The sequence below is a fragment of the Flavobacterium sp. FG68 genome (assembly GCF_057808895.1).
Map to the genome: position 1 here is coordinate 16,637 of NZ_JBMDIY010000042.1, position 23,996 is coordinate 40,632.

Annotated in this window: 15 protein-coding genes; 14 read left to right on the forward strand and 1 reads right to left on the reverse strand. The window is 33.9% G+C overall.

The window, feature by feature from the left end; genetic code table 11:
* Window positions 1-11: 11 nt before the first annotated feature.
* Entirely contained in the window at window positions 12-4,088 is a 4,077-nt protein-coding gene (locus ACODSB_RS21175) for a fibronectin type III domain-containing protein (RefSeq protein WP_488938484.1), read from the reverse strand.
* A gap of 605 nt (window positions 4,089-4,693) precedes the next feature.
* Between ACODSB_RS21175 and ACODSB_RS21180 the strand changes: the two genes are divergently transcribed.
* The 14 genes from ACODSB_RS21180 (at window position 4,694) to ACODSB_RS21245 (ending at window position 23,986) form a co-directional block, all read left to right on the forward strand.
* The gene (locus tag ACODSB_RS21180; RefSeq protein ID WP_053470581.1) at window positions 4,694-5,296 is read left to right on the forward strand and encodes a Pvc16 family protein; all 603 of its coding nucleotides are present in this window, start codon (window positions 4,694-4,696) and stop codon (window positions 5,294-5,296) included.
* Complete coding sequence (locus ACODSB_RS21185; RefSeq protein WP_488938485.1) at window positions 5,293-6,129, forward strand: hypothetical protein; 837 nt, start codon at window positions 5,293-5,295, stop codon at window positions 6,127-6,129. The genes ACODSB_RS21180 and ACODSB_RS21185 overlap by 4 nt, the downstream gene beginning before the upstream one ends.
* Window positions 6,130-6,150: 21 nt before the next feature.
* Entirely contained in the window at window positions 6,151-8,247 is a 2,097-nt protein-coding gene (locus ACODSB_RS21190) for a phage tail sheath C-terminal domain-containing protein (RefSeq protein ID WP_053470583.1), read from the forward strand.
* Window positions 8,248-8,275: 28 nt separating this feature from the next.
* Window positions 8,276-8,704, forward strand: coding sequence for a phage tail protein (locus ACODSB_RS21195; RefSeq protein WP_007806487.1), 429 nt, complete (start codon window positions 8,276-8,278; stop codon window positions 8,702-8,704).
* A 2-nt stretch (window positions 8,705-8,706) separates the two neighbouring features.
* Complete coding sequence (locus ACODSB_RS21200) at window positions 8,707-9,153, forward strand: phage tail protein (RefSeq protein WP_007806489.1); 447 nt, start codon at window positions 8,707-8,709, stop codon at window positions 9,151-9,153.
* A gap of 7 nt (window positions 9,154-9,160) precedes the next feature.
* On the forward strand, window positions 9,161-9,322 hold the full coding sequence (locus ACODSB_RS21205; protein WP_488938486.1) for a DUF5908 family protein: 162 nt from the start codon (window positions 9,161-9,163) through the stop codon (window positions 9,320-9,322).
* A gap of 1 nt (window position 9,323) precedes the next feature.
* Window positions 9,324-10,019, forward strand: a complete 696-nt coding sequence (locus ACODSB_RS21210) for a CIS tube protein (RefSeq protein WP_180860426.1) — start codon at window positions 9,324-9,326, stop codon at window positions 10,017-10,019.
* Window positions 10,020-11,765: a type VI secretion system tip protein VgrG gene (gene vgrG, locus ACODSB_RS21215; protein ID WP_488938487.1), complete on the forward strand. Its 1,746-nt coding sequence runs from the start codon at window positions 10,020-10,022 to the stop codon at window positions 11,763-11,765.
* 204 nt (window positions 11,766-11,969) lie between these two features.
* Entirely contained in the window at window positions 11,970-12,260 is a 291-nt protein-coding gene (locus tag ACODSB_RS21220; RefSeq protein ID WP_488938488.1) for a PAAR domain-containing protein, read from the forward strand.
* Between the two features lie 2 nt (window positions 12,261-12,262).
* The gene (locus ACODSB_RS21225; protein ID WP_053470587.1) at window positions 12,263-12,673 is read left to right on the forward strand and encodes a GPW/gp25 family protein; all 411 of its coding nucleotides are present in this window, start codon (window positions 12,263-12,265) and stop codon (window positions 12,671-12,673) included.
* Between the two features lie 13 nt (window positions 12,674-12,686).
* Window positions 12,687-16,097 carry a baseplate J/gp47 family protein gene (locus ACODSB_RS21230; RefSeq protein ID WP_488938489.1) on the forward strand — a complete coding sequence of 1,137 codons (3,411 nt, stop codon included), beginning with the start codon at window positions 12,687-12,689 and terminating at the stop codon, window positions 16,095-16,097.
* Complete coding sequence (locus ACODSB_RS21235; RefSeq protein ID WP_488938490.1) at window positions 16,085-18,787, forward strand: hypothetical protein; 2,703 nt, start codon at window positions 16,085-16,087, stop codon at window positions 18,785-18,787. Before ACODSB_RS21230 ends, ACODSB_RS21235 begins: the two co-directional genes overlap by 13 nt.
* 11 nt (window positions 18,788-18,798) lie before the next feature.
* A complete protein-coding gene (locus tag ACODSB_RS21240) occupies window positions 18,799-22,251 on the forward strand; it encodes a hypothetical protein (protein ID WP_488938491.1) in 3,453 nt (1,150 codons plus the stop codon).
* The gene (locus tag ACODSB_RS21245) at window positions 22,235-23,986 is read left to right on the forward strand and encodes a contractile injection system tape measure protein (protein ID WP_488938492.1); all 1,752 of its coding nucleotides are present in this window, start codon (window positions 22,235-22,237) and stop codon (window positions 23,984-23,986) included. Before ACODSB_RS21240 ends, ACODSB_RS21245 begins: the two co-directional genes overlap by 17 nt.
* Window positions 23,987-23,996: the final 10 nt, after the last annotated feature.

Here is a 23,996-nt window from a genome sequence, read left to right on the forward strand (position 1 = left end):
TTTAATTATTACTAATCTCTGAATACAGTATTGCAAGTTACCGAGATTACCTCAGAGCCTATTTTTGTAAATGTTCCTGAACTTAGTACATTTCCACTTCCATTGCTGGCGTAACCGTTAAATAGTACACCTCTTACAGAACTGGTCACTTTTAAATATTTATCGTAAGTATCCTGGTTAGCTGAAATGGTAGCATAAAAAGTATCTCCTTCCGTGAGGGTACCAGTTGAATATCCAGTACTTGTCATAGTTAAATATGGAACGCTATTTTTATAAAAAGCACAGGATTCTGATGAACTATTATAGCTTGAAAATTCTATACTACAAGCGTTTACCAACGCAATAGTTTTCATTACTACAACAGGACATAAGGCTCCCTCGCCAGTTCCATTATAAGCAAGAACCTGCACGTTATAAGAAGTTCCTCCTACCAGACCTGATAAGGAACCGGATGTTGTAGTTGTGGAACTAACATATACTCCATTTTTATATATTTTATAACCTGTTGCACCAGAAACAGCATTCCAGGTGAAGTTTAAAGTTGTTGAAGTAGCACTTGAAAAAGATAATCCTGTTAATGCTGTAGGTATTTGATTAACAGTAATACAATCTACAGACTGCCCATCATAGTTATAACAATATGTTTCAAGAATATTAAGATCCTGATCCTTTACTACTGCCAATCTATTACTGCTGTCATACTCATAATAAGTAATTAATCCTTTAGAATCAGTCATTGTACTTACTCCTGCAAGTTGTTTGTAGGTATATGTAGTAACCATGGCATTGGTTAATGCTGTTCTAATTTTGTTTAAAACAGTGTTCATTGCAGCCTGATCGTATGTTCCGTTCTTAATATTGGATAGTTCAGTTGGTGTTAAAACAGCCACAACAGAAGCCAGAGATGTGTTTTCTATTTTAGCAACGGGATATTCTTCTTTGTATCCCCAGAGAAAAACAGTTGTCGTTCCATCACTTGGTTTATATTCAGCAAGATTTCCATATTTACCATAACCTACAAAATCTATCTTTTTGTCATAATCTGCAAAGCCTCCTTTTATGGTTTTAATGTTTTTAGGCAAATACATATTTTTAGAAACATTATTTTCATCCAGATAAGAAATAACACTAAAATTATTGATCATTCCTTGTGATAAGTTTCCATCAACAGTATTTTCTGATTGTATCACGGGATTAACAACATTTGCTGCGATCATACTTGAAATAGTAGCTGCAGGGGTTTCATCTATACCAGCTATTAAATCTTGCGGATATTTGTTTTTAGCTATTATTACTTTCCCTTTACTATTAGTGGTAGTAGATTTAGTTAAATTTTTATGCAGAGGATTTTCATAATCGTATGTAATTTTTGTCGTGACAGGATCTTTTCCGTTTACATCATAAATTGTTTCTGTAGTGCTCTCAGGGTGCCACCATTCTGAATAAAACCTATAATAATTTATTAAAACACCCTGTTTTGGTTCAGAACTAGATCGATCTTTTAAAATAGTTCTGGTCGAAATTCCTTTTATGATTTTTGATGAAAGATTGTCTTGTATATAGTTGTTTTCAGTGGTTTTTACAAGGTCACCTTTAGCATTATATTGTTCTTTTTTTATCAAATCACCATTATTCATATGCGTTATTAACGGCATTCCAGGAAGATTAAAAAAACCTTCTGCATCAGGATTATTGGAATAATAATAAATAGATTTTCCCAGCGTATTTCCTGATGAATCCTGATCTGACACTGATACATTTGTATATCCGATATAATTTCCCTGAGCCGAAGAACTTAAAGGTGTGCTATTTTCTGTAGAACGCACAACAACTTTCGTAAAATCATAACCTGAATAACCTTCCGGACTAGTATATTGCTTTGTTCCTGAGTCTAAATAAAAATGCTGAATATCACTCATAGGAACCCCAGAAGTCCACGTGGTCCCTTTATAGTTATAATCATAAACTCTTCTCAGTTTAACGGTGCCATCAGTATCTAAACTTTCCTGTTTCAAGAGTCTTAAACCGCCGCCAATTATCCCGTCAGATCTAAGTCCTTGGGTAAAACTAACACGCATAGAAATTGTTGCATAGCCTGTATATGCTTTAGTATTGGCTCTAATATTATAAAATCCGGGAGGTAAAATCAACTGAACGTTTGAGCTAAAATTATTAATACTCGGACTAAAACGCATTATAGTTTCACCAGCAGAGGTTTCTAGTAAAGCTTTAATATTTGCCAATGTACTTGAGGTACCTGAATTATTAGTGATATTACAATTAATTTTTACAATAGTATAATCGTTTAAATAAAATCCACTTGATTCATCATCTACAGAATCGCCATCATGCCATATTCCATATTGTTGGTAATTATAATTCAAAACATCCTGATCACCATTGGGATCATATTTATTTGATTCATAAGTAAACGTTGCAGCTCCTCCTGTAGGATAATTAATTTTGTTTAAAATTGCTGCTTGCGCGTTAGTTTCATTAGGTTCTCTGTAAGCACCATTAAGAAAAGGATACCAGGTAGAACTTGATGCCGGGCCACACTCCATTTGAAAAGGTAAAAAACTAGTATGGCTTATTTTATATTCAGGTGCATTGTCATCTCTTATTACAATAGGATTTCGTATGTAATCATAATCAGATGAGTTGTACCTGTATAAAGATGTACTTACATCTCTATAATATTGGAGATGATCATTGTCAAAACCATTATAATATCCCCAGTGATCTGTCGAAGTAGATGTTTTTGCAGGAAGCATCATTGAATTATAAGTAAATGTATAAGGAGGATTTTTTTTATAAGTATTAGATACCTTATCATAAAATGATTCCTGAATACTATTTAATTTCAGTCTCCAATAATTTTCTTTATTTTTTCCTGTTACATTTCCGTTAAAATAAGAATAGTCAAATACTACTTTTTTAACAGATTCTCCATATAAATTAAATACTTCAAAAGAATTTAATTTTTGAGATTTTGGAGCAATAATTCCAAAGTGATTATTCTGGCGCTGATCTTCCCTGTCGCTTGTAGTAAAATCAATATAACCATTTTTAAATTTTATTTTTGTCAAATTAATATCACTAGCTGATGACATACTAGTGGAAACATTGTACTTTTTTTCATTAAAAACACCATACCATAAATTATAGTATTCTGAAGATTTAACAAGAGGATCCCCAAAATAACTCTCCTGCTCATAAAAGCTTAACTGGCTTATGCTTCGGCGCCCTGCTGCATCATTATATTCAAAAGTTATTGTGTCTCCTTTTGGAGTGATTATTTTATTAATATACCATGCTGATATATATTCTTCGAAATTAACATTGGGATCCAATCTGGAAAATCTATCTTCACGTAACACATCATCTACCAAATAAGATGAAATTCCACCATTCTCAGAAGCAGTGTAGGCACGCGACACTTCTTTTACATTAAAGTAATATTTCCAGCCATTACCGTCCGTTACTTCCCACTCCATTTTATCTGCGTCATAAACAAATGTAGAATTGGTTTGTTTTAATGGTATTCCTTTAATCTTATTATTACCGCCCTGTCTTTTGTCGAAAATCATTTTTCCTGATTCTCCCAAAAAATTATAATACAGTATATCTGGTTTTCCATCCCTTGCCCCTTCATTAATTTCCCTGTAAGAATTACAATATTCGCAATTATCTCCATAAATAATTACATCAGTACTTGTAGAAGGCAAATCGCTAACTGTGGTATATCCTGTAATAGGTTTTAAATCGTCTAAACCATTTACAGACCTACTTATAACACCACCAGCGTTTAATGCCCAGCCAAGACCAACGTTACTTGCCTCTTGAGAAACTCTTATTCCGGAAGCGTGGTAGCTTAATGAAATCGGTAATTCTATTTCTCCTGATTTTATATTATATAAGGGTACCGATATATTAGGAATCCCAGTATAATTATTTGTTGGCACATTTGCATATTGTGCTAATGCAGCAGCATTTGGTGAAGGAGGCATCACTTTCGGTGCGTTTTGTGAGAAAGCAATGCTAACGCTGAGTAGTAACAAAATTTTAGATAGTAATTGTATTTTCATAATTTTTGCTCGGTATTTTTTAGTCGGTCATAAAAATTTAAGCCAATATTAGTACATTAATTCTTATTTAATGTTTGCTCTATATTAAGTAATTGGGTATAAATTGAAAGCATTCTTCTATACTCATTTACCGTTTTTAAAAATTAAAAACATACTCTGTGAGATATACAGGTCAGAAGGTCATTTCTCACAAATTTCCGTTATAACTATTCGAAATTAAGTTGCAAAAAGATGTCTTTTTCTCTTTTGTTTAATTATAATGAACCTTTTACTTCGCTCTTAAAACCTAAAAACTGATCCTTTTTTCTGTAAATTTTTGAATGTTTTTTCTTTCAAGCCCCAGCTTTTACTAAGAATTAAAACAAAGCTCCAATACCACAACAACTAACTAAAAACCAATATTTTAAATAAATAAAAAAAGGGGAATTTTCCCCTTTTTTGGTACCCTTGCATTTATCTAATTTAGTCAAATCTTATCAGCCTTGTTTTCATACCAAGTTTAAAGCACAGTCAGAAGCCCCCATTTCTAATTATAATCTGCGCCTGAATCATATTCTTATTCAGTAAACATTTCATTTAGTATTTATAATAAATTTTATCAAAAGATGATTTTTGAAGTAATACAAATAATTTCAGAACAAGTAAACAACTATCTCGACGAAATTGGGTTAGAGAAATCTGTTGTTCCTGAGAATATTGCTTTTTTAGAATCTCAAAATGATGATATCACCGATGCATTAAAAAATGCCGTGGCACTTACAGTAATCAACTTAGCCGAAGAAGCTACTTTAAAAAACTTCCCAAATCATACTGTTGAAAATACTAAAACAATTTATAAAAATAGTGTCGTCAATTTAAATCTGTATATACTTTTTAGTGCTAACAGAGATAAATATATCAACTCACTTAAGGATATTTCGAAAATAATTGAATTTTTTCAGGGAAAAAGGCTTTTTACCCAAGCCAATACCATCTTTAACAGGAGCACTAGCGCAATGAGCAATGTAGACAACTTTAGATTTACGGTTGAACTCTATACTCCCACTTTTGAAGAACTAAATTATATCTGGGGAACATTGGGAGGTAAACAGCTTCCATCTGCTTTATATAAAGTGAGTATGATACAAATTGAACGCAATATTGTACAGGCAGAAGGACAAGTTATTGGTGAATTTTCAGGAACAACCAAAAGAAAAGAACAGTCATGAGTTTTGCTGCTACATATCAATTGCTATTTGAAGTAACGCTTCTTCATAATTATTTTTTGAATAACGGAGAAGAAACTTTTGCAAGCATGACAAATGCTGATAAAGAAAAAATGCTGCAGTCCTTTAATACAGATGCATTTACAGCAATAACACCAACTCTGGAAACCAATATTGTACTTAAAAACTACAAAATGATATTCAAAAAAACCAAAACAGGTTTCGGAGTATACGTTAAAGTGAAAGATGAACTGGACCCATTTATAAAAGTCCCTGTTGATTTGAACTTAAAGTTTTTAATTAAAATAAACGATTACCAATTTGAAAATTATACTAATCTTGATTTTGCTCTTACTCAGGCATATCTTTTCAGTAATGTAAAACCATTGACTGAACCCGTTTCATTTGAATATCTTCCAAAAATAAATGACAACAAGCTAATTTCAAATGCGTATTTAGTATCTGAAGAAACCACTGTCAATTTAATTTCAACACTGCAGCCGTCAGAACAACAAAATGTCTTTGGGATTATTTCGCTCACAGCTAAAGGCGACAACAGTTCAGGAAACATTATAAATAATTTGGGCAAAATGATAAGCCCAAATTTTAAAATTCATTTTGATAATCGAAAAACACTTTGGAAATATATCAACCGTAAAGCAGGAACCGAAATTAAAACCAATGCTGCAAAACCATTAACGCGCTCCGGTTTTGTTGAAATTGACCCGCTTACCGATTTTACGCCTGCACAACCGGCAGAAAGTCAATACCCAAATCCATCTGTAAAGTCAATAACAAAAATCAATAGTGATTACTATTCGGAAATATTTATTTAATAATTAAAAAACAAATCAATTATGGCAACAACTTACAAAACGCCTGGAGTATATGTTGAGGAAATCGTAAAGTTTCCTCCTTCTGTTGCCCAGGTAGAGACAGCGATTCCTGCTTTTATTGGCTATACAGAAAAAGCCACGAACAAGATTAATGGAGATTTGAAATTGAAACCAACAAGAATAACATCTCTTTTAGAATACGAACGCTTTTTTGGCTTTGCTAAACCAGAAACAACAATTAGTGTTACCATTAATGATGTTTCAACAGATAATGGAGACACAAGATCTATTGTTGTAGATCAGCCAACTTCAAAACAGCCTTTTTTGATGTATTATTCCTTGCAGTTGTTTTTTGCAAATGGCGGTGGTCCTTGCTACATTATTTCGGTAGGGCGTTATGGAAATGATTTAGATGAGGCAGACACTCAGATTACAGCAATCAATAACAGTACTGCATTAAACGACGGATTAGCAGAATTAGAAAAGGTAGACGAACCAACACTAATTTTATTTCCTGATGCCACAAAAGTAAGCGGAATAACTACAACTGATTTCTACGGATTATACAATAATGCATTAATGCAATGTCAAAACCTGCAGGACAGATTTACCTTAATTGATACTTTAAGTTATGATGAATCAAGCCCAACAGATACTAATATAGATGATTTGAGAGATAAAATTAGTTCTGAAAAAGATACTATTAAATACGGAGCTGTTTATTATCCGCATTTAGAAACCATATTGGATTATGCTTTTGACAGCAGTAAAATTATATTAAAACATTTCTCCTATACGGCAAAAGCGTATGACCAAATCGCTGCAGGACTGGCAACTATCGAAAATCCAACTACAGGAATTGATGCGACCGTAGCTAAATTGATTGACGTTGATACTGTTCCCGGAGATATTTCCGGTCAAATGAGTGATTTACTTTTACAGATGTACAGCAATGATGCAACCGGTTTTGATTTAGGCGGAACTTTTGTTAGTAATCCTGCAAAAAAAGGAGCTTTCTTAGATAAACTAAATGCTCTGTTAATTTCTTTAGAAAGTTTATCTCTTTTAAGGAATTCGCTTAACGACGAAGCAAATGCAGCAATCAGTACAATTGATGAAGATCCCGTTATTGCAAACAACATTACAAGTGCTCTGACTGCATTTAATGCAAATTTTACTGCTGCAAATAAAATTGACTCTGTATATAAAAACTTAAAAACATTAAAGAAAAAAATACAGGATGAGAATACACCAGCTAAAATGCTTAAAATTATATCTACTGATACTGTAAGTTTTGATAAGGAATTAAAAAAATTGGTAAACTATACTGATTTGAATACTCAAACTGCAATTACGATAGTTACAAATAGTTTTTCGGGTATTAAAGCAAACCTTCTTTCACTTGTAAATGCTATTAAATCTGTTAGCGGAAAAGATGTAAATAATGGCGCATTAAACGGAAGAAAATTAAGCACTTTAGAAAGCATCGACAATGCGACTTTTAATAAGATACTTACTGAAATTTACAACCTGTCAATAACACTTCCACCAAGCTCTGCTATTGCGGGAGTTTATGCCAGAGTTGACAGAGACAGAGGCGTATGGAAAGCTCCTGCAAATGTAAGTTTGAACTATGTAATAAAACCAACCGTACAAATAACAAATACCATTCAGGACAATTTAAATATTGATACTGTTGCAGGTAAATCTATCAATGCTATCAGAACCTTTACCGGCAAAGGAACCTTGGTTTGGGGGTCAAGAACCTTAGCCGGTAACGATAGTGAATGGCGTTATGTACCCGTTCGCCGCTTCTTCAATATGGCCGAAGAATCCATTAAAAAAGCAACCGAACAGTTTGTTTTTGAACCTAACGATGCCAATACCTGGATAAGAGTAAGAGCTATGATTGAGAATTTCTTAATTCTTCAATGGAGAGCCGGAGCTTTGGCAGGAGCCAAACCAGAACAAGCTTTTTATGTTAGAATCGGACTGGGACAAACCATGTCAGCGATGGATATTTTAGACGGTAAAATGATCATCGAAATTGGTCTGGCAGTAGTTCGTCCGGCTGAGTTCATCATTCTTCGTTTCTCTCACAAAATGCAGGAATCTTAATTAAATCATCTTTAAAAAAATATAGATCATGAGTTATCCATTACCAAAGTTCCATTTCTCAGTTGACTGGGGAGGAACAAAAATAGGGTTTACAGAAGTTTCCGGATTAGATGTAGAAACTGAAGTTATTGAGTACCGTCAGGGTGCAAGTCCGGAATACAGCAAAATTAAGATGCCGGGCATGCAGAAGTACTCTAACATTACCATGAAAAGAGGAACTTTTAAAAGCGATAATGAGTATTATGCCTGGTGGAATACGGTAAAACTAAACACTATCGAAAGAAGGGATATTACCATCAAATTACTTAATGAGGAGCACGAACCAGTGATTACCTGGAAAGTAAAAAATGCGTGGCCTACAAAAGTTCAGTCAACTGATTTAAAAGCCGACGGAAACGAAGTAGCTATCGAATCAATTGAATTGGTTCACGAAGGTTTATCTATTCAAAATGACTAGTCATGGCTAATTATTATCCACCCGTAGGCTTTCATTTTCTGGTTGAATTTGATCAACTGGGCACAAAAGAAAAAGACCATCAATTTCAATCCGTATCAGGACTTTCTGTAGATCTTGAAACAGAAGAAATTGTTGAGGGTGGAGAAAACAGATTCAAACACAAACTTCCCGTTAAAACCAAATATCCCAATTTGGTTTTAAAAAGGGGGATACTTATTGACTCTGACGTAATTGAGTGGTGTCGAAAAGCATTAGAAAATTTCGAGTTTAAGCCTGTCGATTTAACTGTAAAACTCTTGAATCAGGACCATGAGCCTTTAATGCACTGGAAAGTTATACATGCCTATCCCGTAAAATGGGCAGTGGAAGATTTTAGTGCTTTAGAAAGCAAAATTGTTGTTGAAAGCTTTGAGCTTGCTTATAATTATTTCACGCTTCATAAAAAATAATTTTACCATGCCAATTGAAATCAAAGAGCTTCACATTAAAATAAACGTGAGCGAAAATTCAAATTCGGGTGCAAAACCAGTTGCTGCATCATCATCTGCTGAAAAAGATAATGTGGCTGAGTGTGTCGAGCAAGTAATGAAAATTATTGAACGAAAAAAAGAACGCTGATATGACAACGACTAATGGTGAATTAAAAAAACTGAAGATCATTGCTTACAGCGATCCTCAATTCAACAATCCAATTTCGGATATTGAAGAGTTCATTACTCTGATGAATCCCGAAAAATATACTTTTCATTACAAGATAGAGCAAGATACAACGCAAGCTGCCGGAACAAGCAGTCCTGCGCCAAGATTTACAGCAATTGCTCCGGAGGAATTAGAACTGGACTTTGTTTTTGACAGAACAGGTGTTATTGCCGGCAAGGAAACTACCGAAAATGGTGTTATTGAAGACATTGAGCATTTCAGAAAGGTTATTTTAGAATATAATGGAACTGAACATAAACCAAACTATTTAAAAATTGCCTGGGGAAGTCTGCTTTTTAAAGGATCTCTCACAGAAATGACCATTGAATATAAACTTTTCAGGCCAGATGGAACACCCATTAGAGCCATTGCAAAAGGAAAATTCAAAGGAGTTGTTGAGGATGAGTTAAGAGCAAAACAGCAAAACAATCAATCTCCAGATTTAACACATACCAGAATTGTAAAAGCGGGCGATACGCTTCCTTTAATGTCTTTTAAGATCTATGGCGATTCAAAATATTATCTCGAAGTAGCAAGAGCCAACAAGCTTATCAATTTCAGAAAATTAAAAATTGGTCAAAAAATATTTTTCCCTCCTCTACAAAAACAACAATAGATGAACAATAGCGGCGTCATACAAACCAGTAAAAGTGCAGATTTAGTAACGCACAAATTGCTCATTGAGGGAACTGAGCTGTCTGGCATTTACCAAGTAATGAGCATTGTAGTTCATAATGAAGTTAACAGAATACCTATGGCGCAAATTATTTTGACTGATGGAGATGCTGCTTCACGAGATTTTAAATTAAGCAATGAAGATTTGCTCATTCCGGGAAAAAAAATAGAGATAAAAGCGGGTTATCACAGTGACGAAGAAACTATTTATAAAGGAATAGTTGTAAAACATTCCATAAAAATAAAAGACAATTCGTCCTTGTTAATTGTGGAATGCAAAGACGAAGCAGTAAAAATGACCATTGGCAGAAAAAGCAAATATTTTTATGACGTAAAAGACAGCGATGCTTTTGAAGACATTATAGGTACTTATGGATTAGAAAAAGAGGTAGAAAGCACTAATTATAGTCATAAAGAGTTAGTGCAGTACAATACTTCCGATTGGGATTTTATGGTCTCTCGTGCACAAGCAAATGGAAAATTATGTTTTGTTGAAAACGGCAAAATCTCGATTAAAAAACCAGATTTGGCTTCTGAAGCAGTAGAAACAGTTTCTTTTGGCAGCAGTATGCTCGATTTTGATGCCGAAATTGATGCTCGAAATCAGTTTGCTAAAGTTTCATCTTATAGTTGGAATGCATCCAATCAGGAATTATTAGAAATTGAAGCCAAAGATCCTAGCGTGAGTTTAAACGGAAATTTATCTCCTTCGGATTTATCTGATATAGTAAAACTGGAAAATTTAGAATTGCGTCACGGCGGTCATGTTACCGATACTGAATTGCAAGATTGGGCCGATGCAAAATTATTATTTCAACAACTGTCAAAAGTTCGCGGAAGAGTAAAATTTCAAGGTATTCCCGCAGTAAAACCCAACACGATTATTACGCTTGAAGGCGTTGGAGATCGTTTTAATGGCAAAGCATACATTACAGGAGTTTTCCATGAAATTGCAAACGGCAATTGGACTGTAAACGCACAGTTTGGATTGAATCCTGAATGGTTTTCTGAAACTTATGATGTCAATACACCGTCGGCTTCAGGAATAATTCCATCCATAAAAGGACTGCATATTGGTATTGTAACCCAGCTTCAGGACGATCCCGATGGTGAAGACAGAATTTTGGTAAAAATACCCATTATCAATAACGAAGAACAAGGTATTTGGTGCAGAGTTGCTGCTCTGGATGCAGGTGACAACAGAGGTACTTTTTTTAGGCCCGAAATTGAAGACGAAGTAATTATTGGCTTCATCAACGAAGATCCCAATGATGCCATTGTATTAGGAATGCTCCACAGCAGTGCAAAACCTGCTCCGCTAAAAGCAGCTGACGATAACCATCAAAAAGGGATTTTTACAAGAAGCGAAATGAAAGTGCTGTTTGATGATGATAAAAAATCGATAGCTATTGAAACTCCGGCTGGCAAAAAAATAACACTCGACGAAGACAAAGGATCTATAATTATTGAAGACGAAAATTCGAACGTGATTACCATTGACAGCGCAGGAATAAAAATGGAAAGTGCAGGCAATATTTCAATAAAGGCAACAGGCGATGTAAAAATTGAAGGCACCAATGTAAATCTAAAAGCAACTGCTCAATTTAAAGCCGAAGGCAGTGCTGGCGCAGAAATGTCGTCGGCAGCAGTAGCGATTGTAAAAGGCAGTATTGTTCAGATAAATTAAATTATTTCTATTGCTTTCCATTAAAAATCTTTTAACACATAGAAACATAGGTTTTTATGTCGAAAAAAGAAAGTAAAAGAAACAAGTTTCCACACATAGCTAAACTATGTGCATTTAAATTAGTGAAACGCCTTTTTTTTAAAGCTACAGAAAACTATGTTTCTATGTGTTAAAATAATTACAACTAACTTAATAATTACAATTATGGGAGCACCAGCCGCAAGAATCAACGATATGCATGTTTGCCCAATGGTAACAGCAACTGTTCCTCATGTAGGCGGCCCAATATTACCGCCAGGCGCACCTACAGTACTGATAGGCGGCCAGCCGGCAGCCTGTTTGGGAGATATGATCACTTGCTCAGGCCCTCCTGATAGTATTATAGCGGGTTCAGGTACCGTGCTTATTGGAGGAAAACCAGCCGCAAGAATGGGAGATTCAACTGCGCATGGCGGAACAATTGTAATAGGATGTCCAACCGTTTTAATAGGCTAATTATGGAAAGTAAAGAAGCTTTTTTAGGTACTGGATGGAGTTTTCCGCCAGAGTTTAAAAAAAATACTAAAGCAGTCGTAATGACATCTGACGAGGCAGATATTAAAAGCAGTCTGGAGATATTGCTTTCTACCAAAATCGGTGAACGCATTATGCTGCCCAGATATGGCTGTAATATGGATGAATTACTTTTTGAAACATTAGACAGAACACTTAAAACTTATGTTTCAGAACTAATAAAAACGGCCATTTTATATTACGAACCCCGAATTGATGTTGACAAAATTGACATCACACAAGGTGATGATTTAGAAGGAGAATTATTAGTCATAATCGATTACAGAATAAGAAGTACAAACTCAAGAAGCAATCTAGTTTATCCATTTTACAAAGGAGAAGGCACTAATATTTAAAAGTTTATAAGCTATGAGTACCAACAGCCAAATAGACAATGTTATTTTTAAAAGAAATGGAGTTAATCAGGAAGAACGCTTTAGTGACGCACTAGAGCCGGGCAACTTGAAGCTTCATGATTTTACTATTGAAGACTGGCTGCTATTTGCTTATAACTTTGCAAAACAAGTCAACTTTTTCGACACAAATAACGATAAAACCCCAGAAGGCGATTGGCAGGAATTTTTTACCTATTTCGGTTTTTCAAAAAATGATCATCCGGATGGTATTCCGAAAAGAACAGAAAAAGAATATGCTGTTTTAAAAGAAAGCATTACCAAAACATTATCTACTTCTAATCTCAATCAGGACCTTACGCCTCACATGACATTGTTTGTGTGTTTCCTGAAATTATTGGAATTATCTCAAAACAAACTTAATCTTATTACCAAAAAGCATTTAGACTTTTTTTATAAAGACATATTGCAAATCGAAAAACTGCCTGCAAAAGCGGATAAGGTGAGTATTATTTTTGAGCTGGCTAAAAAAATTGCCGAAGAAAAAATCGCCGTAAATACAGAACTTGATGCCGGAAAAGATCCCGATGGCAAAAAATTAATATACAAAACCACAGAAGAATTTATTGCCAATAAAGCCCATATAGCGTATCTAAAAAACGTTTATAATGATGTTGATTTGGGCGAAATAAAATGCAGTCAAATTGCCAATTCCCTTGACGGAAAAGGGGAACCGCTAAAAGAAGAAGCTTCCTATTGGTTTCCTTTTGGATATACATCCAATGAAAAAAAATACCCGGAATTAGACGATGCAAAATTAGGTTTTGCAATAGCTTCAGAATTATTTAATCTTAAGGAAGGCGACAGAAATATTGACATCACAATTACTTTTTATCAAAATTTAACTTTTCATAATCCATTTAATACAGATGATCTTTTAAAAAACATCAGCATTCTGTACAGTGGAAAAAAAGGTTGGATTGGAAATTTTAAACTTAGCACAGCCGTTCTTTTTAAGGCTGGAAATCAATCTTCCAGCATTGGCGCCAACAAATTAAGATTGGTTTTTCAGGTACCTAAAGATGATCCGGCTATTGTGAACTACGACCAGAAAGTTTTAGGCGAATTTTTCTCGACAGAACTTCCTGTAATTCGATTTTTAATCAATACACAAGATGTAAAAGGGCATACTCTTTTTAGAGCTTTAGTAACAAAAACAATCACCAGCATTACCACAAAAGTTGAGGTTAAGGATGTAAAATCGCTATTATTAGAAAGTGATAACGGTTTACTTAATGCAGCAAAACCCTTTTACCCTTTTACACCTCAACCTGAAAAAAACAGTTCCTTTATAATAGACTATCCCGAAATCTTTTCTAAAAAATGGATAGATGCAGATATTAACATCAAGTGGAAAAACACTCCATTATCATTTGAAACTCATTACGCAGCCTACAAAAATAGTTTTCTTGAAACCATAAGTAAACAGATTTTTCTTGATGCCATTTTCATCAAGGACAACGTTAAAAAAATAATGCATGCCAACCAGCCTGAAGATGGAATTCCTAAAAAAAACAATTCAGAAATAAAAGCTCCTATAGAAATTAATGATGCAATAGAAGCTGTTGAAGAAACACCCGAACCACCTGAAATAAACCCAAATGATCCAATTGTTGAAGAGGGCTATTTTAAAGCAACATTATCTGTTTTAAACAAAGAAGTTTGGGATGAACAAAATAAAATTGTCAATTTATTTGATGATACTGATGGTGATAAAGTATATGAATGTAATATCAATGTAAAAGGGAACACTTATGGCATTGACAAAAGCGGCCCTATACGATTGACATTAAATCAATCATTTTTACATTCGTTATTTCCAAAAATATATACTTTGGCCATAATGAATGTGGCGACAGACCCAACAACGCCTATCCCAAATGAGCCTTACACACCAGTTGTAGAAAGCATAAGCCTAAATTATTCTGCTGAGGAAACTACTGATTTTAGTATTTCTGCCTACGAATCTAACCGAATAAAATTGTTTCATGAAGCTCCTTTTGGTCAGCGCGAAGAGCATTCTTATTTGAAAAAACAAGCCATCAATAAAGAAATTTTAGAGACCGGCACGCCAACTACAAATTGTCTGGTTCCGGATTATTGCGATGGAGGCGAATTTTATGTAGGGCTTCAGGATGCCGAAATACAACAGCAAATTTCATTATTATTTCAAATATTAGAAGGAAGCGAAAATATCAGCGTTCCCACTTTTACAGGAAAACAAAAAGTAGAATGGTACATATTGTGCGATAATTACTGGAAAAATCTGGATAAGGAAATTTTGGCAAATGGTATCGATAACTTTTTAAAATCGGGTATCGTAAAATTTAGCATTCCAAAGCAGGCAACTAATGACAATACATTGTTTCCAGCCGATACCATTTGGGTAAAAGCAAAAATGCACAAAGATTATGATGCAGTTTGCAAAGTTATCGATGTGAAAACTCAGGTTGTTACTGCCCAATTTTTTGATAACAACAACAATTTAGCACATTTAGACAGCACATTACCTGCCAAAACAATATCAAAATTAATTACCAGAGTTCCGCAGATTAAAAGTATTGAACAGCCTTTTAATTCATTTGATGGAAAACCATTGGAGTCTGATCCCTCCTATTATCTGCGTGTAAGTGAACGCCTGCGCCACAAAAACAGAGCTATAACGCTTTGGGATTATGAGCATCTTATTTTACAGGAATTCCCATCTGTTTTTAGAGTAAAATGTCTTAATCATACTTTTATTTCGGGTACAAATACCTCATTTTTATCCCCGGGAAAAGTAACGCTGGTAGTAATTCCGGATATTATAGACAAAAATGTATTCGATATTTATGAGCCAAGAGTGAGCACAGCTACATTGAACAGCATAGAGAGTTTTATTAATTCTAAAAACTCAATGCAAGTGTCTGCAAAAGTTATTAATCCTGATTATGAAAAAGTTATAATAAAACTGGATGTAAAGTTTTATCCACAATACGATGAGAATTTTTACAAGAAACAGCTCAACGAAGATCTTATAAAGTTTTTATCTCCCTGGGCATTTGATACCTCTAAACAAATCATATTTGGAGTTGAACTGCAGCGAAGTATAGTAATTGAATATATCGAAAATTTATATTACGTAGATTTTTTATCTACGCTTGAAATGGCAATATATATCGATAAGAAAACAGATAAGGAACATCCTAAGCCATTAGAAGATACAGAAAACAACAAGGCTAATGTACATCTTTTAGACTTTTTAACTACGCTGTCCCCATCAAGCCCAAAAAACATTTTAGTCTCTGTTAAAAACCACATTATCAGCACTGACATAATAACTTGTACAATAACAACCCCAGAAGAACCTGAAAAATGTCGATACTAAACCAACATATCACCATTCCTAAAAAATCAGCAACCGAAGACGATTTGGATTTCTTTTATTTGAGAAAAAAAGGAATCGAATATATCGAATCTTTTGGCAGTAAATTTTGGACTGATTTTAATGAGCATGATCCGGGAATTACGATGCTGGAGATGCTTTGCTACGCCATTTCTGATCTTGGGATGAGATTAAATCTCCCAATAGAAAATATACTAGAATCTAATGACATTAATAAAGGCATTCCAAAACAGTTTTTTAAAGCCTCAGAAGTATTGTCATCAAGTCCAGTCACTCAAAATGATTACCGAAAATTATTTATAGACATAAAAGGAGTTAGAAACTGCTGGCTTGCAAAACATAAAAAAACAGTGTATGTGGACTGCAAAAAAGATAAACTATCATATGATATTAAGGATTATGAAAACCTGCCAGATAATTTAAGAAAATCCTTTGAGCTCAATGGTTTATATGATCTTTATGTAGATTTTGAAAGCTCAAAACCTTCAGAAATAGAGGCTGTTAAAGAAAAAATAAGAAAGCAGTATCATGCAAACAGAAACCTTTGTGAAGATCTTGTTGAGATAAAAAAAGTGGTAGACTACCCTATCAAAATATGTGCAGATATTGAAGTAGATACAGAAGCCGATGAAGAACTGGTTCATGCCAATGTGATTGACGCTCTGGAAAGTTACTTATCGACAACGGTCAATTTTTATTCGCTAAAACAAATGATTGACAAAGGATATTCAACTTTGGAAATTTTTGACGGTCCAAGTTTAGAGAATGGTTTTATTGATACAAAAGAATTACTTACAGCCGATTTGAGAAACGAAGTACGTCTTTCAGATATCATGAGAATAATAATGTCGGTTCCGGATGTAATCTTAATTAAAGATATTTCTTTAGGAAATTGCGGAGGTGATGATCTCGAAAACAAATGGCTTATTTGCCTTTCACCTTATGAAAAACCTGTTGTTTGTGCTAAAAGTGTTTTCAATTACAACAAAGGATTATTGCCGCTTAATATCAATCAGGCTCAGGTAAAAATTTATTTAGACGTCATAAAAGCAGAAAAAGACAAAGCTACAACAAACGCCAGTCAGGATAAAGAATTAGATATTCCAAATGGCGAATATCTGAACACTGATTTTTATACCACCATACAAAATGATTTCCCTGAAACCTATGGGATTGGTGAAGTGGGACTTCCTTCCAGATCATCTGTTGAACGTAAAGCTAAAGCAAAACAATTAAAAGGATATCTTTTATTTTTTGATCAGATATTAGGAAGTTATTTTAAACAATTAGGTCAGGTAAGCGAGTTACTTTCGGTAAGCGGGAATTTGTCCCGAACCCTTTTTACGCAAGTCGTTAAAGATATTGAAGGCGCTGATGACATTGTAAACGGATATGAAGATTACAACGATGAAACGATTACAGCTCTGCTTTTTGATCAGCAGGACAATAATATCGAACGAAGAAATAAAATTTTAGACCATCTTTTGTCCCGTTTTGCCGAGAATTTTTCGGAATACGTATTTGTGAACAAAACCATTTACGGCAACACTACAGATCAGGTAGTATTGCGCGACAAAGAAAACTTTTTGAAAGATTATAAAGTAGTAAGCAAAGAGCGCGGCAATGCTTTCGATTATTACAAGCAGCCCATTGCCAATTTATGGGATACGAATAATGTTTCGGGAGCAGAAAAAAGGATTTCGAGACTCATTGGCATTAAAGATTACAGTCGCAGGAACCTTTCTAATTCGTTTGTCGAAATGTACAATTTTATTGATACAGACAATCAATCGGTTTACAGATGGCGTATTGTAGACACTAATAAGGAAATTGTACTTTCTTCAACAGTAGAATATTTCGATACTTCGGCAGCAAATAAGGAGCTTTATTTTGCCGTATTACAAATTATCCAAACTAGGGAATATAAAATAAAAGAGGCTTTTAAAAAAGGTACAATAACAGATTTATCTATTGTTGACAATATTTTAATCCAAAAATCAGATGCCGGAAAATATTCTTATGACATTATAAATCCCGCAATTAAAGACAAGAAAAACCCGAACCGCATTATTGCCCGCAGATTTGAATACTACACTAATTTGGCAGATTTAGAAAAATCGATTCTGGACTTGATTCACTTCATGAAAGAAGATTTTACAGAAGAAGGAATGTTTTTGATAGAACATATGATGCTTCGCCCGGATGTAAATCTTACAACCGTAAATCCGGATACTTTCATGCCTATCTGTGCCGATGAGTGCGATAATTGCGAACCTATAGATCCCTACTCCTATCGTGTGAGCGTAGTATTGCCGGGATATACATTGCGATTTGCCAATACCGATTTTAGAAATTATATCGAAAAAATAATTAAGGAAGAATTACCCGCTCACGTTCTGGCAAAAATATGCTGGATTGGATATAGGGAAAAAGATGTAAAAGACCCCGCAGAAAACCAGCTTGTTCAATTTGAAAAAACATACAAAGAATATTTGTTCGCCAAAACTGATTTGAATCAAGAGCAGCCAGAACCCCAATTAATCAGTTTTATTAAAGCGTTAACCGTTCTGGACAATGTTTACCCAACAGGGCGACTGTTTGACTGCAGCGATGAAAACGAGCGATTGTCAGATAAAATTATACTAGGAAAAACGAATTTAGGATCACTATAAAAACTATTGCCATGTCAGCAAAACTTTCAACAATAACAACACAATACCGTCGATTCACAAAGAATCAGGTACTTACAGAAGGAAACCTTAATGAGGTAGTAGATTTTTTTGACGATCAGGATCGCCTGTCCCGCATTTACCTGAGTGGCGTTGGTATAGTTTGCGGATTTTATCCTGCTTATAATGCGGATCAAAAAACCATTTCAATAACGCAGGGAACTGGTGTGACTACTGATGGTGATCTTTTTAAATTATATCAGGCAGATGCATTAGGAAACAAAAAAATTGATTTTGACTCCAAAACTTATACGCATTGCAAAATTTATGACAATACAAAAGCGGCTTATAAACCATTTTTTTATGATGGGTCAAACAAGCAATGGCCTCTTTTTGAACTCTTGACAGAAGAACAGAAAAAAAAAGAAAAAGACCCTTATTTTTCTTTAGCAGAATTTCCCGCAAATACAAAATTTGAGTTTAAAGAAGCCGTAATTCTTTTGTATCTGGAGTCGTATGAAAAGGAATCTGACCTTTGCGTAAGTCTTTCATGTGACAATCAGGGATTAGAAATTGTAGGCAATTATAAAGTTTTAATTGTCAGCAAAGACGTTGCCAAACAAATAATGAATCATGACAGTATGATTGGCAAAATCAATTATTCTAATTTATACTATACATTACCTGACCTAAAATCAAACAGAATTGTACTAAAAAAAGAAGATTTTATCCATCTTGATGCTATAAAACAAACTTTTACCAAAGGAATTTTCAAAAACGATGTTGTTAAGAATTTGCAGGAAGGATACAACAAACTGTTGACAGGCTTAAATATGCCAATCATTTCAGATGCTATTCAAAAAAAGATAGCCGAGCTATTTAATTTTGAAGGAAACCCAGTACTTCCTCCCGATTTTCAATACCTATATGATCTTCTTAATGATCTTGTTGATACTTACAACGAAACCAGAGCATTGCTGCTTACTATAGACGATAGTTATTGTTCTCCAGATATTAATGCTTTTCCAAAACACTTAATGCTGGGCGAGCTAATAAAAACAGAACCTTGTTTTGAATTCCGCCATGCTTTTTACAAATCGCCTTTGCTTACAGGAGAAAGCCTTAGCACTTGTAATGACTGCCTTGCAGATGATGCCGTTCCTGGTGAAGATTCAGAAAAAAAGAAAAAAGAGGAAAAAGCAGATGAAATAAATATATGCTACGGCGAAGACACAGTCAGACAAAGAATATACAGTCTTATTCTGCGAAGCGCACAATTATTAGAAAACTACAATCCTTTATACGATGTTATAAAAATTACACCCTCTTTACAATTAGGTAAATTGGGCAAAAAAGCCATTCCGTTTTACAATAATGTAAACGATTCGCTTATTAACGCCTGGGATTTTGATAAAACCATTTTAGGATTACAAAAAAACAATGTTAGTTATCATGATGATTTATTGAATACTAAAAAACCGCTCGAAATACATATTGACAGTGATTTTTATAGAATTGAAGGACATCAGGGACGCAATTACAAAGAAGCATTAAAAGATATTCAACAAATTAGATTAGAAAACGGACTGGGATTTAATATAATGATCCTGGCAGTAAATGCTGATGAACAGGATAAAACGATCCAAAAGTTCACCCAATATTACCTCAACAAAAATCATGGTTACGAGCATAAAGCAGGCGTAGTTCCCGGCGGTACATTTATAATGATATATCTGGAAGAAAAAATACCTTATTATAATAAAAGCCGCAGACTATCTTTAACCGGTGACTTTGAAAAATTTGCTGAAGGCATCCCTATTTTAAATCCGGTTGTTGCTGATTTTTCGCTGCCGTATTTATGTTGTGACGAAAATAATATAGGACTTACTTTACCTGTAGACAAAATTTGCTTTGACAGCAAAACACCTCCTCTGCCTTTTAAAGTATCTCCCGCAGGAGGTTATATAAAAGCCAATGTTAGACCTGATCAAAACGGAGGAGTAACAGTAAATGAATATGAATTACTTGTTTTTGATCCAAATTTAGTAAGCAAAGAATTAATAGGCCAAACCATAACATTTACAGTTAATAATTTTGATACTGAATGTGCCATTACCATTTTTGAAAAACCAAAATTCGATTTTGTTGCTGTTCCTTTAAAACCTTCAGGAGTTAACGAAACCATAGTTACTTTTACCGTAACCGGAGAAAATATTGAAGGCAATAAATATATCTGGGATTTTGGAGATAAAACCACTCTTGTAGCAGATGATAAAACAGAAATAAAACACACCTACAAGTATAATAGTGAATCGCAGAAAAAATTCACATTTGATGTTACTCTTAATGCAGATAATGGCAATTGTGGTTTTCACATCAGTCATCAAGTAAGTTTTGAAATTGAAGACCCAAAAGTACTGGTAGATGGAAAATTGGTAAACAAAGTATCTTTTTGCAGAAACGATAAACCGGTGATTCTTACCCTTGAACCAAATATAAAAGGGGCAGTTATTTCTGGAGACGGAGTTACTGTAATAACAAAAGGAGGACAAGTGCAGTTTAATCCAGCTGTTGTAGGTGCGGCTGTCAAAAGCGTAACTATTTTAATAGACGGCAAACCATCTAATCTTGTAATTTCACTTTTAGATCTGGCTACAGCCAATTTTACATTTGTTATAGATCCAACGGGAATGTTAACCTTAACCAACAATTGCCAAAACGCCGATAGTTACACTTGGGAAATTGATAAAGAAATAATAAGTACAGACAAAAAAGATCCAATAAAAAGACTAACTTCTTCATTTAATGAACCTTCTATTTTAGTTTCATTAACTGCCGAAAGTAAATGCGGTCCAATAACCGATGGTCCAAGGTCAATTGAGATTAGAAAAGCGCCTCAAGAAAATAGATGTCTTGACAATGCAGACCTGTTTGTAAAAGATTCAATTGGCATTACTTCTAATTTAAAAGAAACTTCTGTTTTAAATAAATTCAATAAGGATACTATTAACTTCATTTCTGAAACGGAAAGCAGATTTGCAGAAGTTCAAAAAGACCTTGATAGTTACATCATCGGTAAGTCAAATGATAGATTATCTGATTTATTTACACAGGAATATTTCAATTCTATATCTGCAGTTGTTGCCGCTGCCATTAGATTGCAAAATTTAAATCAGATTGCTGCCGTACAAACACTTATAAAGCTGAATACTTCATTGTATTACACTATTTTGAGATGTCAGGATCCGGAAACGCTTAAGGCTTCTGAAAAACAAATTTTCCCGGCAGGATTACTTTTTAATAATTTATTTAAAAGTTTCGTAGAAATAAAATTCAATGCAGATAAGGACGGATCATTAAAAGACTTTTTAGCAAGCATGTTAAAAGTATTCCCAAAAGTCGATTTTATACTCACTAATTTAAATATACAAATAGGAGACCTTACATCTGATGGTAAATTCAAATAAACATATAATCAATAAAGTTTTCCTTGAGATAAATACCAATTCTAAAGAAAAAGGGTATTATCTCAAGGACAATATTGATGCGTTTTTGCAAAAGGAAATATTCTCGTTTTTAGAAAATTATTTTAATGAATTAGATTCGAAAAACCCTTCGCACAGCATACAATTAGACAAACTTAATCTTGATATTTCCATCAATCAAAATTTGGATTTTGAAGATTTTAAAGGACAAATCCTAAACAAAATCACAAAACAAGTTGAAGAAGTTTTTGAAAAAAAAGATGCAAATATAGAAGGCTATAAAGTCATCAAACCACAAGAAAAAGAAATAGAAAGCTTTTTTTATTTCCTGGAAACTGGCACAAATGCCTGGTGGACAACTTTAAATCCTGATTTTAAAATAGTTGACGATACCACATTTGATGAAATACTAAATGATGAAACCTTTTCTTTTAAGTGGACAAATGCAGTCCAAAAACCAATTGTAAGAACAAGGTTTATCAAACAATTTAGTGACAATCAAATTGTAACCATTATTACAAAAGGAATATTACTTAAAAAAAACAGCGCTGACAGCAGTGCCAAAATAATCAGAATTGAAGCCATAAAAAAACACATTGAAACCAGTATCACAAAGAATCAATTGATTCCGAATCAAAGATTTTTAATATGGGAAATAGTTGTTTTAAGTCTTTTGGAAACCAAAAATGCAATTGTAAAACAAAAGCTTTCCAGATTGATTTGCAGTGTATTTGAATTTCATAAAAAGAATAACTTTTTAGAACACAAAGCACTTTTTCTAAAAGAAATTGAAAATCAGATTGAAAGCCAAAACGAACTGGAATTGCTGGCTAATCTTGATGCTATTGTTTTGATTATCGAAAAAAAATTAGACAACATTATTTTAAAAGAAAAAGAAACAGGAAAAGAAACTTTTCTCAAAAACCAAGCTTCAATAAAAAAGGAGAAAGAGATAGAAAAGGAAACTGAAATAAAAACTGAAACTGAAACAAAAATAGAATCAGAAAAAATTCAGGAAAATAATGAAAAGACATCGCCCGATTCGGATTTGATTTTATTAAAAAACAAAGAGGCGTCTGTTGACAGCGACGATAAAAATATCGAAGCCTTATCCAATAATTCAAAAGAAAAAACTCCGGATAATTACGAAGAAGTAATTAATAAAAAAGAGCTTTCTCTTGAAAAAGAAGAAAAAGAACAAGAGATATTCGCTGCAGATATTAGCGAATTATATCTTGACAATGCAGGTTTAGTATTGATTCATCCCTTTTTAAAATCTCTTTTTGATAATTGCAAACTACTCAATAAAGACAATACTATAAATAATCCCGAAGTTGCCACGCACCTTTTGCATTACATCGCCACAGGAAAAGAACAGGATTATGAGAACGCTATGGCTTTCGAAAAATTCTTATGTAATATTCCAATAGCGCAACCTATTGAAAGAAACATTGTACTCTCTGAAGAAATGAAAAAAGAAGGAGAAGCAATGCTTCAAGCGGTATTAAGTAATTGGGATATAATGAAAACATCATCGGCAGAATTGCTCCAAAACGAATTTTTGCAACGCCCCGGAAAACTGAATATTAATGGAGACGACAGTCCTGTAATAATTATAGAGCGAAAAACACAAGATATTTTATTAGACAAATTAAGCTGGAATTTGAGCATTATAAAATTGGCCTGGAAAAAACGAATCATATATGTTAACTGGTAAAAATTAAAAG